Origin of the sequence: Acinetobacter sp. P1(2025) (genome assembly GCF_051390655.1) — a bacterium.
In the GTDB taxonomy this organism is placed as follows: domain Bacteria; phylum Pseudomonadota; class Gammaproteobacteria; order Pseudomonadales; family Moraxellaceae; genus Acinetobacter; species Acinetobacter junii.
The window spans coordinates 1-18115 of record NZ_JBPKBJ010000064.1; the positions used below are offsets into that span (position 1 = coordinate 1).

Annotated in this window: 12 protein-coding genes and 2 pseudogenes; 1 reads left to right on the top strand and 13 read right to left on the bottom strand. The window is 38.6% G+C overall.

Features of this window, described 5'->3' with window-relative positions:
- Positions 1 to 94 (top strand): annotated as a pseudogene (locus tag ACSC97_RS14145) (IS5/IS1182 family transposase); the annotation flags it as partial.
- A 99-nt stretch (positions 95 to 193) separates the two neighbouring features.
- Here the strand turns inward: ACSC97_RS14145 and ACSC97_RS14150 are convergent.
- The 13 genes and pseudogenes from ACSC97_RS14150 to ACSC97_RS14210 form a co-directional block, all read right to left on the bottom strand.
- Positions 194 to 1864 (bottom strand): PglL family O-oligosaccharyltransferase, encoded by a 1671-nt coding sequence (locus ACSC97_RS14150; RefSeq protein ID WP_270900426.1) that lies wholly within the window; start codon positions 1862 to 1864, stop codon positions 194 to 196.
- A gap of 71 nt (positions 1865 to 1935) precedes the next feature.
- Positions 1936 to 2421 (bottom strand): pilin, encoded by a 486-nt coding sequence (locus ACSC97_RS14155; protein WP_436661556.1) that lies wholly within the window; start codon positions 2419 to 2421, stop codon positions 1936 to 1938.
- Between the two features lie 392 nt (positions 2422 to 2813).
- Positions 2814 to 3377 carry a TPM domain-containing protein gene (locus tag ACSC97_RS14160; protein WP_201897982.1) on the bottom strand — a complete coding sequence of 188 codons (564 nt, stop codon included), beginning with the start codon at positions 3375 to 3377 and terminating at the stop codon, positions 2814 to 2816.
- The gene (locus ACSC97_RS14165; protein WP_436661545.1) at positions 3371 to 4417 is read right to left on the bottom strand and encodes a TPM domain-containing protein; all 1047 of its coding nucleotides are present in this window, start codon (positions 4415 to 4417) and stop codon (positions 3371 to 3373) included. Before ACSC97_RS14165 ends, ACSC97_RS14160 begins: the two co-directional genes overlap by 7 nt.
- Positions 4418 to 4452: 35 nt before the next feature.
- Positions 4453 to 5043, bottom strand: a complete 591-nt coding sequence (locus tag ACSC97_RS14170) for a LemA family protein (protein ID WP_436661547.1) — start codon at positions 5041 to 5043, stop codon at positions 4453 to 4455.
- 178 nt (positions 5044 to 5221) lie between these two features.
- The gene (locus ACSC97_RS14175) at positions 5222 to 6112 is read right to left on the bottom strand and encodes a metal-dependent hydrolase (protein ID WP_436661549.1); all 891 of its coding nucleotides are present in this window, start codon (positions 6110 to 6112) and stop codon (positions 5222 to 5224) included.
- A 174-nt stretch (positions 6113 to 6286) separates the two neighbouring features.
- Positions 6287 to 7708: an FAD-dependent oxidoreductase gene (locus tag ACSC97_RS14180; protein ID WP_004909607.1), complete on the bottom strand. Its 1422-nt coding sequence runs from the start codon at positions 7706 to 7708 to the stop codon at positions 6287 to 6289.
- 71 nt (positions 7709 to 7779) lie between these two features.
- On the bottom strand, positions 7780 to 12258 hold the full coding sequence (gltB, locus tag ACSC97_RS14185; RefSeq protein ID WP_171496621.1) for a glutamate synthase large subunit: 4479 nt from the start codon (positions 12256 to 12258) through the stop codon (positions 7780 to 7782).
- 462 nt (positions 12259 to 12720) lie between these two features.
- A complete protein-coding gene (locus tag ACSC97_RS14190) occupies positions 12721 to 13596 on the bottom strand; it encodes a hypothetical protein (RefSeq protein ID WP_436661558.1) in 876 nt (291 codons plus the stop codon).
- Positions 13597 to 13612: 16 nt separating this feature from the next.
- Positions 13613 to 14695, bottom strand: coding sequence for a 3-dehydroquinate synthase (aroB, locus tag ACSC97_RS14195; RefSeq protein ID WP_436661551.1), 1083 nt, complete (start codon positions 14693 to 14695; stop codon positions 13613 to 13615).
- 20 nt (positions 14696 to 14715) lie between these two features.
- Complete coding sequence (aroK, locus tag ACSC97_RS14200; protein WP_004909618.1) at positions 14716 to 15276, bottom strand: shikimate kinase AroK; 561 nt, start codon at positions 15274 to 15276, stop codon at positions 14716 to 14718.
- A gap of 19 nt (positions 15277 to 15295) precedes the next feature.
- A pseudogene (pilQ, locus tag ACSC97_RS14205) lies at positions 15296 to 17429 on the bottom strand (type IV pilus secretin PilQ).
- A gap of 61 nt (positions 17430 to 17490) precedes the next feature.
- Entirely contained in the window at positions 17491 to 17988 is a 498-nt protein-coding gene (locus tag ACSC97_RS14210; RefSeq protein WP_436661554.1) for a pilus assembly protein PilP, read from the bottom strand.
- Between the last annotated feature and the right edge of the window lie 127 nt (positions 17989 to 18115).

Consider the following 18115-nt stretch of genomic DNA (forward strand, 5'->3'; position numbering starts at 1 on the left):
TCTGGCTACACGTTATCGAAATAGGCGTAAACGCATGGGTTTACGTCTGAATTTAATTGCTGCAATTTACAACATGGAGTTGGTTGAAAAATGATTTTTGCAAGAGGTCTAATGCCTACTATAAAAATAGCTACAACTATAGAAATAAAAAAATGTTTAATAAAAAACTTTCTTTTTGATAAAGCATACGTCATTACTTGGATACACTCTTTTTATGCCATTCAAAAGCTAGAGATTGATTCACATCATAAAGCGAACTAAAATTATACTTTCTACCATATAATTTCTCCAGAATGAGCAAATGTTTCTTTGCTGATTCATTTTTATCATTTAATGCTAGAGCTTGTGCATAATGGTATAAATTATATGGTGTAGCATAACGATACGCTACTCTACGCATCCAATCTAATTGCTGTCTCGACATATTTGAATGAGGAATCGTACGAGAAAACCTTATTTGTTCTTTTAATTGAGTAAGTAGCAATATATTTGGTGTAGCACTATTCGAATGCAATTCTCCAATATTATACATTTCAAACCTAAGTAGTTGGATATCTTTTTCAATAACCCTATACTCAAAAAAAATCCACACATATATAATAGAGGAAAATATTATCAATGATTTTAAAACCGATTGTTTAATATAAACAAGTTTAATACCATCATCTTTATATTGAACATTGCCGAGTAAAAATCCTACTGGAAGTAGAAAAAAAGCATAATCTAGAGGATACTCTAACATTGCATGTATTAAAACAATACCTACCATAGAAAGAGAAATAAAAGACTCAATATCATTCACAAGTTTACTAATTTCATATAACCACAAACATAGAAAAAAAATAATAAAAACTCCAATAGGGATACCGTTCCAAACTAATAAGTCTAAAAAAATATTATGACTATGCTCAACCCACTCAGTTGTCGGATAATCTAAATAAATAGATAGTTGAGCAACACTGACTTGATTCCAACCGTAGCCTACTAAAGGTTCATTTGCTATAGCCAATAACATTTGGTGCCACATAGGAATTCTTAGATGACCTGTTGTTGCTCTAGTTATAATATCCTTTGTAAACATCACATCTAGATAATCAGAAAAGAAAGGTATTATTAAAACAAATAAAGCGAATAAGCTGGAAAAATAAAAAATTAAATATCTATTCAATCTAACATTAAAATTTCTAGTTTTAAAAAGCCACCAAAATATAAACAATACTACAAAAACCCATGCTGTTCTAGATTGGCAAAGTGCTATTCCAAACAAGATAAAAATTGAAATTATAATTCCAGAAAAGCTATTGATATATTTTTTTTCGTATAAATAGAGTGTTGCCATTAATCCGATGGAAAGAAATGTTGAACAATTATTAGGCTGGGCAAAATTAGCAAATGGGCGACCACCTGGAGGAATTTCAACAATCCAAACCCCATTAGAAGTAAGAAGCATCCATTGCTTTAACACAATATACACACTTAAAATACTAACAAATAAAATTAACATAAAAAAATATTTATAGATAAATATTTTATATTCTGCGAGATTATAGCCTACACTATAAGCAATAAGAAAACCCAACAAATAAAGTGAACTTATTAATGCATCTCCAAAAAAGAAGATTTTACCAAAAAAAAATTGGAAAAAAGGTATAAACATTAAAAACAAAAAGAATAGGATAACTTTTTTAGGGACTACAATCCTTTTAATACTGAAAAATGTTGCTAAACTCAAAAAAAATAATGATAAAAATGCGAGAAAATCACTATGAGAAGTTAACCATGGTAGATAATGATTTGGTACAAGCCATGATAAACCTATAAACAAAAGAGATAAGAGAAAAAAATATTTTATACTTTTATTCATTTTTTATAACTTCTTATAAATAATTAATAAAAAAGGGATGCCTAAACATCCCTATCATTTAACTGTCTAAATTAGCTTGCTCGACACGAGCCTGGCAAATATTTAGCAGGCATAGCAGTGCCACCATTAGTTGCTGGACCACATTTCCAGTTGTTAACAGCTGTACCAACATCACTTGAAGTCATTGCTGCTGTAGCACTTTTCATCGGTGTTAATGCGAATTGTTTTGAAGCAGCATCTTTCAAATCTGGTGCAGCACTAGTAGTTACAAAAATTTGACCAGCGTCTGTAGTTGTTACCGTTTGAACATATTTTGTTGCTGCCGAACTAGAAGTACCTGCCTCACACCCCCAGTTTCCTGCAGTAGGTAAAGATGCACTCGTTGATGATTGAAAAACTTCAGTTACAGTTGTACGACACGCTGATGCTGCTAAAACTGCTTCAGATACTTTTGCTCGAATAGTATAATCTTGATACGCAGGTAATGCTACCGCAGCCAAGATACCAATGATCGCTACAACGATCATTAATTCAATAAGAGTAAAACCCTTTTGCATTGATTTCATAACATTTCTCCAATGTATAAATTTTTATAAGCTTTTATTAGCTACTTGTATTTAGCATGTTCTATGCCAGTCCTTAGCTTATCGAATTTTAGCTTAAAAAAACAGAGACTTAAAACATTATTCAGCACGAACAAAAGCCCCTCTTTTTTGACAAAAAGAAATAATAAATGACAATATATGTCACCATTTTGCAAGCCTGAGACCTTGCTTAAGGAATTTTTAATGCTTTTTTAGTAATTTTCGCAATTAAAAGAGAATTTAATCACAGAGTTTTAATTATCTTTTTTTCTAAAAAGTGATGAATAAATAGACCATTTATCGGAAGATAAACGGTCTAATCGAAATAGGTTAAATTGATTATTGAAAAATAGACTAACAAAGGCTCAATTTAAAATATATGGTTCATTTGGAAGCTCATTGTTCACTTCATTTTTATTGTTTTTAGCATAAAAGTCATCAAGCACTGAACCAATCTGCTCCACTCCATGTTTAACAGCTGCTTGATATTGTTTTGCAGTCAAAAGGCTGATCATTTCCTGACAGATTTGAGTCCAAATATGTGTTTGTGTTGCATTCTTCAAACCACGATCAATCAAAATCTCAACTTTACGCTCACACAAATTTAAATAAAGCAGCACACCACTATTCAACTCGGTATCCCAAACACCTAATTCTGCAAAGAGTTGCTGCGCACGTAAACGTGTATTTTGGTAATAAGCTTGTGAACATGGTATATGACCTTCAATTACCACCTGAATTTCGCCTACATGACCTTTTTCTGCTTGCTGTACTGATCTAGCGATCTCTTGTCGATCTTGTTTATTAAAATACCGATGTGCTGATGAAACGTAAAAAAAATGCTTTAACCAGCGTTTTGCACTAGGTTGTACAGATTCATCGAGCTTGGGTTGCGTAATAATTTCTGTTGTATCTGTTTTAGTTACCATGATCCTGAGGCACCTCCCCCTCCAAAGCTACCGCCACCACCGCTATAGCCACCACCACTACCGCCAAATCCTCCACCTCCGCCTCCGCGTCCTCCACCAGACAAGAAAGCTTGAAAAATCAGTTGAGCAAGTGATGTAATTAATAAAAAGAAAATACCTATGCCAAGCAGCAAACTCATAAGAATACCTGCACCATTTACCAAACCTGCAACTGTTGCAGCAACAGCAGCAGTAGATGCACTTAATCGTTTACCCACAATGAACGATCCTATGACACCTGCAATTAAAATAAATAGCGCCATCGTAAGCGTATTATCTTTCGCTTGTTGTGCTTGGATTGCCTGCTCATGTCGCTCTTTGAGCTCTTGAGCAGATTGTTGAGCGATCTCCGGATCAAGATTAACAATACGGGTAAGCTCATCCAAACCTGACGAAATCCCTTGTGCATATTGACCTTGTTTGAAATAAGGAGTGATCTGATTTCGAATTATTCGGCTCAATACTACATCGGGTAATACACCCTCCAAGCCATAACCTGTCAATATTTGAATTTTACGATCATTAATCGCAATCGCCATTAACAAACCATTATCACGCTTGGCTGAACCTAATTGCCATTTTTCGCCTGTACGCAAAGCAAAATCAAAAATGGCTTCTTGTCCTGTCGTTGGTACAATAATTACACCGATTTGAGCTTTGCCTTGTTGATATAAACTCAGAATTTTTTGATTAAGTTGCTGTATTTCAGCCTCACTCAACACCTTAGCTTGATCAATAACAGGCTGATTTAAAGTCGGTAAATTTCGAATTGATTCACCATACTCCATATCATTGGTAACTTTTGGCAATATGGGTACTTGTATTGACTGCGATGATGTAGAGCTATTTTTCTGCTGATCTTGAATGATTTTTCCAGCAACAATCACATCACTATGATCTGTTGCGGTTGCAACCTCCGCCCAAACGGTATGCTGACAACAAAGCAGCGCAAAAAGAATAATAAGAATATATTTAATTTTTTGCGTTGGTTTTATCAACATACCTTACTCCTTATCGATCTAACCAGTTTCAGTTCTTAATTAAATGAAACTGTCGGAGCTTGCTGTGCGGATTGTTCTGCTTTGAAGTTCTCTTTGGTTTTCATTCCAATAACTTTTGCAGTCATTACCTGTGGGAACTGACGTACATAAGCATTGTAATCTTGAACAGTCGTGATATAGCGATTGCGAGCCACAGCTATACGATTTTCAGTACCTTCCAATTGGGCTTGTAGATCACGAAATTGTTCGTTGGCTTTTAGGTCGGGATAATTTTCAGAAACAGCAATTAGACGAGACAATGCACCCGTTAATTGACTCTGTGCTTGCTGGTATTTCTCAAATAAAGCTGGGTCTTCTAAAACTTCTTTATCAACTTTTAAACCCGCAACATTCGAACGTGCTTGAGTCACCTCTGTGAGCACTTGTTCCTCATGTTTGGCATAGCCTTTCACGACATTAACAAGATTTGGAACTAAATCAGCGCGGCGTTGATATTGGTTTTGTACTTCTGACCATGAAGCACTCACAGCTTCATCTTTCACTTGCAACGTATTATAACCACAACCCGTGAATAACAATGTGCTTGCCAATACTGTTACTAAAGCGGTGTGTTTGATCATTTTCATAAAAATTTATCCTCAAGTTTTTCTTTATATTTTTGCGATAATTCATTGTAGTGAGATTTTTTACTATCTGTGTAACATTTATTTAAGTTGATTTATGTTTAGATTAAATAAAAAAGCATTACTCAATTCTCTTGAAGTAATGCTTTGCAATACGAGGAGTATTATGCTGTCTGACTAATTAACTGTAAATTTTAGATACGATTTCCTCTTGAAAGCTGATCATTCCATATTCGTCAGCCATACGTGCTTTCCAGTAATTTACCAATTTCGTATAGTCATGCTTTGCAGGATGGAAATCCGCTTGATAATACGATAAGTATTCAGGAATAAGCTGAATTAACATTTTTACAAGTAAATAGATTCCAAATAGATTGCCACCAACTTTCGGTAAGCTTTTCCATTTATCTTGCCAAACTAAACGTGAGGTCGCATAGAACGTCAAACTTGCAAAACCAGTGGTTACACTACGCATTAATAAACGACGAATACGATCATCGCCATAGACCTCTTGATAGACATCAAAGGCAACAGAGCGATGTTCAATTTCTTCAATTGCATGCCACACCCATAATTTCATTGCATCATCATCTAAAGTACTTAATATTTCTGGATGTTTGAGAATGTAACCGCCTAACATCGCAGTAAAATGTTCAAATGCACAAGTTAAAGCGAGCTGTAATTTTGGATGAATGTTTCGTAGTGCATCATCACGCTTTGCCAGCCACGCTTGAAAACGATCAAGGTTATAATCCTCTTTACGCCATGCATCATTGAACTCAGTATGGGCTTTAGAATGCATTGCTTCTTGTCCAATAAATGCAGCAATTTGTGCTTGTAACTGAGGATCTTTAACTTTATCTCGTACGTTCCGCACACTGTTCACAAAATATTGTTCACCAATTGGAAAAGTGGATGATAACGCAGTTAAAAGATGCGACATTAATGGAGAATTAGCAAAATAGTGTCGTTGAATTTTTTTAGGATTAAATTGCAAACGACGCACTGTAATTCCCAAAGCTTTGGGACGATTTAAATAGCCTTTCTCTGAATTTGCATTTGCAAGTGCCATCTTGAGTTCCTGCACATTTTATATACTGACTTTGAGTATTGCGCTACAGGATAGTCAAGCATAGGGCAAAATAGCTTATACGATTTGCCAAAACTACCAAAAAGATAAGGTGAAAAATAATAAAGCCTGCATAATGCAGGCTCTACTTAGACGTGTTTTATAATATTTTCTGGATTAAACACCAAGGTAATCTAAAATACCTTCGGCAGCTTGACGACCTTCCCAGATAGCAGTTACCACAAGATCAGAACCACGCACCATGTCTCCGCCTGCGAAGATTTTTGGATTAGAAGTCTGGAACTTGAACTCTTGCTGTTCAGCTGCCACTACACGACCTGAACCATCTAAGCTCACATTCGCAGAACCAAACCAATCCGCAGGGCTTGGACGGAAACCGAAAGCAAGCAAGACTGCATCAGCTGGTAAAACTTCTTCAGAACCAGGAATTGGCTCAGGGCTACGACGACCACGGCTATCAGGCTCACCCATCTGTGTAGTCACAACTTTTACACCTGTTACCTTTCCATTCTCACCAACAATTTCAATTGGTTGACGATTGAATAGGAATTTCACACCCTCTTCATAGGCATTCTTCACTTCACGCGCAGAACCTGGCATGTTGCTTTCGTCACGGCGGTAAGCACATGTCACATCATGTGCACCTTGGCGTAATGAAGTACGGTTACAGTCCATCGCAGTATCACCACCACCCAGAACAATCACCTTTTTGCCATCTACGCTGATGTATTCGCTTGGATCTTTTTCCCAGCCTTGGCAACGATTTACATTCGCAATTAAGAAATCTAATGCATCGTAAACACCATCAAGATCTTCACCAGGGAAGCCACCTTTCATATAAGTGTAAGTTCCCATACCCATGAATACTGCATCGTATTCAGCAAGCAACTGTTCGATCGTTACATCGACACCAATTTCAGTATTCAAACGGAACTCAATGCCCATCCCCGTGAAGATTTCACGACGACGTTTCATCACATCTTTTTCCATTTTAAATTCTGGAATACCGAATGTAAGTAGACCACCAATTTCAGGACGTTTATCGAATACAACTGGTTTTACACCACCGCGTGCAAGAATATCTGCACAGCCTAAGCCTGCTGGACCTGCACCAATAATTGCAACTTTTTTATTCGTCCATTTAACGCCAGACATATCTGGACGCCAGCCTAAAGCAAAGGCAGTATCGTTGATATATTTTTCAGCATTACCAATCGTTACTGCACCAAAGCCGTCATTTAGAGTACAAGCACCTTCGCATAAACGGTCTTGTGGACATACACGACCACAAACTTCTGGCAATGTATTGGTTTGATGGCACAGTTCAGCTGCTTGAAAAATTTGACCTTCAGCAATCAGTTTTAACCAGTTTGGAATGTAGTTATGTACGGGACATTTCCATTCACAATATGGGTTACCACACCCTAAACAACGATGAGTCTGGTTTGCAGCCACTTCCGCTGTAAAAGGTTTATAAATTTCCACAAACTCTGCTTTGCGGACAGTAATATCTTTTTTCTCTGGATCTTGACGTGGTACATCCAGAAATTGAAAGTCATTATTGAGGCGTTCTGCCATGTCTCTCTCCGTGGGTAGGCGCAGCGATGTCTCTCATCTCTGCACCTGCCTATGTCTTTGCAGTCGTGGAATTATTGTGGATCAGCTTGGGTTGTTTTCAAAAGCGTTTGCAAATTAGCAGCTTTTGGTTTTACAAGCCAGAACTTACGACTATAGAAGTCGAACTCATTACGGATTTTATATGCCCAAGCACTACCTGTTTCTTTGATATGTTCATCAAGGATACGCAGTAGATTTTCTTTGTGATCTTCCATCGACTCGGTAGAGATACGATTTAGGTCAATCAGCTCATGGTTGTAGTAGTCAACAAAGTCATTATCAAGGTCAAGTACATAAGCGAAACCGCCTGTCATACCCGCACCAAAGTTATGACCCACTTTACCTAATACAGTTACCACACCACCTGTCATATATTCACAGCAGTGGTCGCCAGCACCTTCAATTACCGCAAAAGCACCCGAGTTACGAACAGCGAAACGCTCACCCGCAGTACCAGCAGCAAATAACTTACCGCCAGTCGCACCATACAAACAAGTGTTACCGATGATTGCAGTATTTTGTGTTTGGAACGGTGAACCTTTTGGTGGGAAGATGGAAACGCGACCACCCGCCATGCCTTTACCAACGTAATCGTTCGCATCACCTTCAAGTTTGATATGCAGACCACCTGCGTTCCAAACACCAAGTGACTGACCAGCTGTACCAACAAGATTCATCACAACTGGGTTGTTTTCCATCCCTAAGTTGCCGTAGCGACGTGCGATCTCACCTGAAATACGTGCGCCAATTGAACGATCACAGTTACCTACAGTGAAATTAAATGAACCGCCTGTACCTGCTTCAATCGCTGGTAGCATTTCAGCAACCATTTTCTCAGCCAATACACCTTTATCAAATGGCGCATTACCTTGAACTTGGCAATACTGAGCTTTACCTTCAGCAGATGGATGTGAAGTCAATAAAGCGCTGAGATCAAGATGAGCATGCTTTTCAGTTTCACCTGGTAAAACTTCAAGCAAATCAACGCGACCAATCAAATCTTTAAGTGATGCAACACCTAGAGCAGCTAACCATTCACGTGTTTCTTCTGCAATAAACTTGAAGAAGTTAATCAACATTTCTGGTTCGCCAATATAGTGTTCTTGACGTAAATGATCTTGCTGAGTTGCAACACCAGTTGCACAGTTATTCAAGTGGCAAATACGAAGATATTTACAACCTAATGCGATCATTGGTGTAGAACCGAAACCAAAGCTTTCAGCACCTAAAATTGCTGCTTTGATTACATCCAGACCTGTTTTTAAACCACCATCAGTTTGTACACGCACCTTACCACGCAAATCATTTACACGAAGTGCTTGATGCGCTTCACTTAAACCTAATTCCCAAGGCGAACCTGCATGGTGAATTGATGAAAGTGGAGATGCCGCTGTACCACCGTCATAACCAGAAATGGTAATGAAGTCAGCATAAGCTTTTGCAACACCTGCAGCAATGGTTCCAACACCTGGCTCAGATACCAGTTTTACCGATACCATTGCTTGAGGGTTTACTTGCTTCAAGTCAAAGATCAACTGAGACAAATCTTCAATTGAGTAAATATCGTGGTGTGGCGGTGGTGAAATCAAAGTCACACCTGGCACCGAGTAACGTAAACGTGCAATTAAGCCATTCACTTTACCACCTGGTAACTGACCACCCTCACCTGGTTTTGCACCTTGTGCCACTTTAATCTGCAAAACTTCAGCAGAAGTTAAGTACGCTGGTGTTACACCAAAACGACCTGATGCAATCTGTTTGATTTTAGAGTTACGAATCGTGCCGTAACGCGCTGGGTCTTCACCGCCCTCACCTGAGTTCGAACGACCACCAATTGTATTCATTGCAATTGCAATTGCTTCGTGTGCTTCTGGAGATAGTGCACCCAAAGACATACCTGCAGAGTCGAAACGCGGAAGGATATCTTCAATGCTTTCAACTTGATCAAGCGCAATTGAATTTGTGGTTTTTAATTTGAATAAGTCACGAATCGTTGCAACAGGGCGGTTATTCACCAACTCTGCATATTCTTTAAAGTCTTGGTATTGACCTGAGCGAACAGCCTTGTGAAGTGAGTTAATCACGTCTGGGTTGAATGCATGGTACTCTTTACCAAATACAAATTTAAGTAAACCACCTTGATCAATCGGCTTACGGTTCTGCCAAGCAGTTGTTGCCAATTTTTTCTGATCGTTTTCTAAATCTGCAAATGTTGCACCTTGAATACGGCTTGGTACACCAAGGAAACACTTATCCACGACTTCAGAAGATAAACCTACCGCTTCGAATAATTGACCACCGCGATAAGAAGCAACTGTCGAAATACCCATTTTAGAAAGAACTTTCAATAAGCCTTTCTCAATACCTTTACGGAAGTTTGCTTGTGCGTGGATTGGATCACCCAATAACTCGCCTTTAGCAACTAGGTCATTGATTACATCATAAGCCAAGTAAGGGTAAACTGCTGTAGCACCAAAGCCGAGCAATACAGCAAATTGATGTGGATCACGGGCAAAACCTGTCTCAACTAAAATGTTTGCATCTGTACGCAAACCAGTTTTAATTAAGTGATGATGTACGGCACCTGTTGCCAATGCTGAATTCGCAGGTAAGAAGCCTTCACGGAAGTTCTTATCTGTTAATACGATCAGTGTTTTTCCATCACGAACAGCTTGAGCAGCTTCTTCACAAATACGAGCAATTGCCGCTTGTAAACCTTCAGCTTCAGCGTAGTTCAAATCAATATCAACAACGCCATAACCTTCGCGCTCTTTTTCCACATCACGAAGCTGCTGCATTTTTGAGTTTGACAATACAGGGCTTGAAATAATGATGCGGTCAGCGTGCTCTGGACCTTGTTCAAATACGTTTTGCTCACGACCTAAGCAAGTTTCCAATGACATCACAATCGATTCACGTAATGGATCGATTGGTGGATTGGTTACTTGGGCAAACTGTTGACGGAAATAATCAGACACATGACGTACCTGACGAGACAATACCGCCATTGGCGTATCATCGCCCATCGAACCAACAGCTTCTTGACCACTTTCTGCGATAGGACGTAACAACTGATCACGCTCTTCAAATGTTACCATAAACATTTTTTGAGCTGCTTTTAATGCATCGCCAGTTAAACCTTGATCAACTAATTGTTCTTCAAGTTGTGGGTTCGCTTGCAAACGGATTGCGTGATCACGCAACCATTCACGGTATGGACGCATGTTTTTAAGATGGTTACTAACATCTTTAGTATCAAGAACTTTACCTGTCAATGTATCTACAACAAGGATTTGACCAGGACCTACACGGCCTTTAGATACCACATCTTCTGGTTCATAACCCCATACACCGATTTCAGATGCAAGTGTGATGTAATCATTTTTAGTGATCACCCAACGTGCTGGGCGCAAACCATTACGGTCAAGCATACATATTGCATGGCGACCATCTTGAATAACCAAACCTGCTGGACCATCCCAAGCTTCCATATGCTTAGAGTTGAACTCATAAAAAGCACGTAAGTCAGCATCTAAGGTTTCAACGTTTTGCCAAGCTGGTGGAACTAACATACGTAGTGCACGGAATAAATCCATACCACCACCAACTAAGATTTCAAGCATATTATCTAAGCTTGAAGAATCCGAGCCAGTACGGTTAACGATTGGATTTAATTCAGTTAAGCCTGGAAGTAATGGGTTTTCAAACTTTGGAGTACGCGCCAAAGCCCAGTTACGGTTTGCAGTAATGGTATTAATTTCACCATTGTGTGCAAGATAACGGAAAGGCTGAGCCAATGGCCAACGCGGTAATGTATTGGTTGAGAAGCGTTGATGGAATACAACGATATGTGATTTTAGACGCTCATCTGCCAAATCAGTGTAGAAGTCAGCAATAGCAGCAGGCATCATCAAGCCTTTATAGCTAATCACTGTTGTGGCTAAAGTAGTCACATAAAATAAAGGATCATTTTGTAATTGTTGTTCAGCACGACGACGCGCTAAAAAGAGTTTACGATTAAACTCAACTTCAGTGACACCCATAGGGCAGTTCACTAGAATTTGTTCAAATGCTGGAAGTGATTGCAACGCAATTTCACCTAGAGCATCATTATTTGTCGGCACAACACGCCATGCTGCAACGGTAAGACCTTCAGCTGTAATTTCTTTGTTCAAAATGTTTTTGGCATTTTGAGCTAAAGCAGGGTCAATATTTAAAAATACAGTACCCGCAGCAAAAATCTCAGTAAGATTAGTACCTAACTTCTGAGCTTCGTCACGAAAGAACTGTTTCGGCATAGCCAATAGCAATCCGCATCCATCTCCCGTTTTACCATCTGCGGCAATACCACCACGGTGCGTCATGCAACTTAAACTGTGAATTGCGGTTTCCACAAGATGATGACTTGAATCACCCTTCATATGGGCAATCAAACCAAAACCACAGTTATCCTTAAACTCATCAGGTTGATATAAACCTTGAGCGGGAGCTACAGTATTAGGCGATGGCATGTGCATAGCGTACCCTTCTTTCAACATGGCTCTTTCGAGCAACAAACAATCAATTCATTTTCTGCGATATTGCCGATCAACTCATATAAAGTTCAATGCTTCGCGAAAACATTTTTTCTGGCGGATTTGCAATATACGCTGTTCCGCTAGGAGATTCAGCGCATTTCACTATATAAAGTGTTTTTAGTTATTACACCTTCACACTTCTTTGTAAAGCACAAAAACTTTACATTTCACCAAAATAATGAATCATTTAGCACTAAAAAGAGCAATGAGCAGATAAATTAGCACCACAACGATGCAAAAAATATGCCATAAAATTATAAATTTACTAAATCATTAAAAAAGTTAAAATAACTAAAAATTATAAAGATATGAGCCGTTTCCTTTTAGAACAAATTTGCACCAAAAAAAAGCTTAGTGCTACAATTTTGAACTAATTTGCACTATTTTAATGCAAAATCAATTAAACGGATCAGTTACTTCTCTTCTAAAAGAATCTGAATTTTCTCTTATTTTTTCAGGGGTTGAACTATTATTTTGTTGATTAGACTGACTTTGTCTAACGTTAACCACATTACCTTGTGCATCGCGCTGAGTCACAGTTGTTGTCACAGTTGTCGAAGTATTCACACTCTGACTTAAAGCTGTATTTGATGAACCCTTCGCCTGCTGCCCACTCAACAAAGTTTCATCTATTTTAGGTAGTGCTGCTGGCTTCAAACGCACTTCAAATAACTGATTCGAAGCTGACTTTAACTCATCTGAGCCTAAATCATTTACATAAGATGTATAAGTAGATAATTGCTGAATGGTCGGATGTATTGACTTTGGTAAAAATAAATTAAGTTGGGAAAATTGACGTTTAGCTTCTTCAGCATTTGGGAAGAGACCATATGCCAATACATATTGTTCAACTTGTTGATCACCACTCAAACGAAAATAACTAAATTTATTCCGATCTGCACGATTCAACAAAAAGTTTTTAACAATTGCCTCATCCGAACTACGAAAAATTTCAACAACCCATTGACGTTGATTTTCACTGATAAATTTTGTTCCACGGAATTCAGGTGCATGTTCATTCGACACAACAACACGAGTTGTCAAATCTAGTGGTTTAACCTCATTCGTTAATGCACCTAAATTCGTAGTCGCTGTTACTTTTTCAGACTTAATTTCAACCTGTGCTTCATTTTTAGAAGGGTGATCCACCTCAACAAGTGCATCACGATCCGTTACAGCCCAAAATATCAGTGCAGCCACCAAACAAGCGATAGAGAAAAAAAGCCAGCTATACTGTTGAATATTTTGCCAAATTGATCGTGACACAGCTATATTACCCTAATTTTAATTACGCGCTTTGGTTTGCAAGAATCGCTTGTTTCATCAGCTCAACATCAAAATCCTTAGTGATCACTGCTTGTCCAAGTTGTTTCAACAAAACCAAACGCAATTGACCATTCAAAACTTTCTTATCATGTGCCATATAAGCTAAGAATTCTTCAAGAGGAATTTTTGGACATGATATCGGTAAACGAGCACGTTGAATGATTTTTTTTGTACGCTCAAGATCTTCCCTTGAGATCCAACCCAAACGTTCAGACAAATCAGCAGCCATCACCATACCTGTAGCAACAGCTTCTCCATGCAACCAAACACCGTAACCTAAATAAGACTCTATTGCATGCCCAAATGTATGTCCTAAATTCAACAAAGCTCGCTCACCTTGCTCTTTCTCATCATTTGCAACAATTCTAGCCTTATGAGCACAAGAGCGATAAACTGCTTCAGCTAACAGGTTAGCATCTCGAGCAACCAACCCATCCATGTTCTCTTCGAGCCAAGTTAAAAAATCAAGATCACCAAGTAAGGCATATTTAATCACTTCTGCCAATCCCGCCGACAATTCTCGATCAGGCAAAGTTTCTAACTGCGCCATATCCGCAAGTACAACTTGAGGTTGTTGAAATGCACCCAGCATATTTTTGCCCAGTGGATGATTAATTCCTGTTTTACCCCCAACACTCGAATCAACTTGAGACAATAATGTTGTAGGAACTTGCACGAAATTTACACCTCGTTGAAAACAAGCAGATGCAAAACCTGCCATATCGCCAACAACGCCACCACCTAAGGCAAGCACAGTACAATCTCGATTAAAACCAGATTCTAATAAGGCATTAAAAATCAGATTCAAGTGTTCAATATCTTTGTACTGTTCGCCATCAGGCAAGATACAAGTTGCAACTTGCTTATCCAATTGCTCTAAAGCTTTACCATAATGCTCCGCGTATAAAGGTGCGACAGTTGTATTAGATACCAACATCACTTGTCGTCCGTGCAGATAAGGTTCAAGTAATCTCTTAGGATCTAAATGACTACCAATAAAAATCGGATAACGACGATCCCCCAACTCTACATGTAACGTCTGCATAACATTAACCACTAAATAAATTACTTGACTTGTTTAGATAAAATTAACTGAAGAATTCTTTGAGCTAAATCTCTTGCCGCACCTTGATTCGTTTCAATAATATAATGAGCAACTTCGCGATAGAGCGGATCTCTTGCCTCTAGCAATTCTCTAAGTTTTTTTTCAGGATTTTCAACTTGAAGTAATGGACGATTTTTATCACGATAGGTACGCTGTAGTTGAAGTTCTACAGGCGTATAAAGATAAACAACTATTCCTCGCTGATGAAGGAATTGACGATTTTCTGCTTGAGTAACTGCACCACCACCTGTTGCCAGAACTAATGATGAACGAGAAGTTAAGTCATTTAATACATTTGTCTCGCGTAAACGAAATCCCACTTCACCTTCTTTTTCAAATATCCATGGAATGGTAGCGCCTGTTTTACGTTCGATTTCATGATCACTATCAATAAAATCACGACCTAACAATTCTGCTAAATGCCGACCAACTGTTGTTTTACCTGCCCCCATTGGCCCTACCAAATAAATATTTGGTAGGGATTCAAACGCTTTGCTTGGCAACGCGCCACCTATATTCATTGCGACTATTGAAAATATATTAATGATTTCTTGTCAAAGTGTCATTAACAATTCTCGGCGTAACAAAAATAAGCAACTCGCGTTTATTGTCTTGTTTAGACTCTCTACGGAATAATTTCCCAACATAAGGCAAATCACCCAAGAATGGAACTTTGGTCTGAGAGTTAATATTTTCTTGCTCAAAAATTCCACCAAGAACAACAGTTTCACCATTATCAACCACAACATTGGTATCAATCGTATTTTTATTAATCGTCAACTGCCCTGTAGGTGTTGGCGTTCCTGGTGAGTCTTTGGTGATGTTTAATTTCATCATTACCTTACCTTCAGGAGTGATACTCGGCGTAACATCTAAACTTAATGTCGCATCAATAAATTCAGTTTTGGGAACAGCATTCGCCCCACCACCTGTAGAGGATGAGTAAGGAATTTGAGTACCTGATTCAATTTTTGCAGCTTGCTTATCTGCAGTTAAAACTTTTGGAGTTGAGATTACCTCACCATATCCATCAGCTTGAACCGCCGACAACTCTAGGTCCAACATAAAATCTGAAAGACTAATCAAACCAAATGCTATACGACTTGCTCCCGGGGTTACAGCACCTAAATTCACATTAAGGTTATCTGGGCGTTCAATATCATATTTTGGAACACCCGTTTCACTGTCCTGAGTTGGTTCACGCAAATTCCATAAAGTCGTTTCACTACCCCCCACTAGCAAATCATTATTAGATGCTATTCCTTTAGATAATACTCCCCACTTCACTCCCATTTCTTTGGTAAAATCTGTACTCGCACGCACAATACGCGCTTCAATCATCACTTGTTTAACCGATACATCAAGCAAATCGATCATTTTACGGATCTGATCAATTTTCTGAGAAGTATCATTTACAATTAGTGTGTTGGTACGCGGATCGATCGAAACCGTTCCACGTGGGCTCAATAAACTACCTACGCTATCACCTAAGGAACCACTCCCCCCCCTGATTACTATTACCTGAGCCATTTTTACCCTGAGTAATGAGTTTTTCAATATCCGCCGCTTTCGCATAACTCAATTGAATATACTCTGTTTGCAAAGGTGAAAGTTTCACACTTTGAGCGATTGCTTTAGCCTCATCCTCCTCAGCTTTAATCAGCTCAGCAACTGGTGCAATCCAAATTACATTTCCATTACGACGTTTATCCAAATTTTTTGTTTTTAAAACGATATCAAGAGCCTGATCCCAAGGAACGTCTTTAAGACGTAGTGTAATATTTCCTTGTACAGTATCAGCAGCAACCATATTAATTCCGGTAAAGTCTGCTAACAACTGCAAAACACGGCGAACCTCGATATCTTGGAAATCTAATGAAATTTTATTTCCAGTATAGCTTTGTGGTTTAGCTTTATTCGGTGACTTATCTTCTGGTCTTTTTAAACTAATTGTAAGTTTGTTCTCTGCCTGATAAGCCATGTACTCATAGCTACCTGCAGATTGAATAGTAATAACCCCATTTCCTTTGTCGTTATAAGCATCAATACTTGCTACTGGGGTCGCAAAATCATTAGTATTTAAACGACGTGCTAAGTGTGTTGGGATTTTATTTCCAAGCGTACGAACAACGATTTTACTCCCCTGTTGTTGTACATCTACTGGTGTATTACCTCCCAATAAATCAATAACAACTAACCCCTCACCTTGATTTCCTCTTTGAAAACCAATATTAGAAACACCTTGTTGAACTTGTCGAGTAGCAACCGTAGGATTACTGATTAATGTTGGTTTTGCTGAATTTATTTTTAAAACAAAAGTATTACCTTCAACACGGGTTGTGAATGCACCTGAATCCTTTAGATTCACGATCAAACGAGCACGCTGATCATCTGCAGCCACATTGATTGAACTTGCTTCATTGGTTGAAACAGGAATGGATGTTTGCTTTAAGTTCTGCTGAGCCTTATCAAAATCTAAAATTAAACGAGCAGGCTGCTCAAGTTGATAGGCCTGTGGTTGAGGAGGCAAACCATTAAACATGACTCTGATTTCAGTACCCTGATCACCCAAGTTCATCGGCACAATATTTGTAATACCCACCTGTGCCGAAGCTACTTGCGAAATAGCAATTGCAACCGCAGCCATAGAAAATTGACGGAATGCATGATTCATGGTCTTCGCTTCCCCAAATAAAGAATATTTAATCTGTTTTTTCATTTTTATTCCCTTAATTTTATGGTGCCATACCAATTAGAACGAGCGTTCTTGGTCTCTCCACATAACCATCACGCCCATCCGGTACAATTTCCACCAAATCAATTTGAGTCGGACTAATTTTTACCACTCGACCTTGATTCATTCCTAAGTAGTTTCCAACCTGCACCCGCTCAATTTGTCGATCAGGGGTCTGAATCAGTGCTATCGTTTCATTAGTTTTACCACGCATGCTACCCTTCATGTTTAGGGATTCCAACGCATAACTTTCTAGTGGTTGCGGTTGACGATTGAAATTTGGATAAACACGCTTACCCGCCATTATTTTCAACTCAGCCGCCAATGAGCTTGGCATAAATGGACTTTTCAATTGATGTGCTGAATAGTTAAATAATGGAACAGGGCTAAATACTGGTGCTGGCTCAATAGGTAAAGCAGGCTCGTTCCGAATTTCAGCCATTTTTTGATTTACAGCATCAATTTTTGAATCACATCCAACCAAAACAAGCCCAGCCATAAAACTAAATAATAATTTAGGACTTACGCACTATCATTTATAGATTCTCTGTGGTAGCAGATGATTTTTATCGAGAATAAAGTCATCAATGAAGTCTTTGATGATTGGTCTAAATAAGTTCTTTTGC

Bases quoted from the DNA above. Each gene is read 5' to 3' on its own strand.
- ACSC97_RS14150 (WP_270900426.1), bottom strand. From the start codon at position 1,864: ATGAATAAAAGTATAAAATATTTTTTTCTCTTATCTCTTTTGTTTATA.
- ACSC97_RS14155 (WP_436661556.1), bottom strand. From the start codon at position 2,421: ATGCAAAAGGGTTTTACTCTTATTGAATTAATGATCGTTGTAGCGATC.
- ACSC97_RS14160 (WP_201897982.1), bottom strand. From the start codon at position 3,377: ATGGTAACTAAAACAGATACAACAGAAATTATTACGCAACCCAAGCTC.
- ACSC97_RS14165 (WP_436661545.1), bottom strand. From the start codon at position 4,417: ATGTTGATAAAACCAACGCAAAAAATTAAATATATTCTTATTATTCTT.
- ACSC97_RS14170 (WP_436661547.1), bottom strand. From the start codon at position 5,043: ATGAAAATGATCAAACACACCGCTTTAGTAACAGTATTGGCAAGCACA.
- ACSC97_RS14175 (WP_436661549.1), bottom strand. From the start codon at position 6,112: ATGGCACTTGCAAATGCAAATTCAGAGAAAGGCTATTTAAATCGTCCC.
- ACSC97_RS14180 (WP_004909607.1), bottom strand. From the start codon at position 7,708: ATGGCAGAACGCCTCAATAATGACTTTCAATTTCTGGATGTACCACGT.
- gltB (WP_171496621.1), bottom strand. From the start codon at position 12,258: ATGCCATCGCCTAATACTGTAGCTCCCGCTCAAGGTTTATATCAACCT.
- aroB (WP_436661551.1), bottom strand. From the start codon at position 14,695: ATGCAGACGTTACATGTAGAGTTGGGGGATCGTCGTTATCCGATTTTT.
- aroK (WP_004909618.1), bottom strand. From the start codon at position 15,276: ATGAATATAGGTGGCGCGTTGCCAAGCAAAGCGTTTGAATCCCTACCA.
- ACSC97_RS14210 (WP_436661554.1), bottom strand. From the start codon at position 17,988: ATGGCTGGGCTTGTTTTGGTTGGATGTGATTCAAAAATTGATGCTGTA.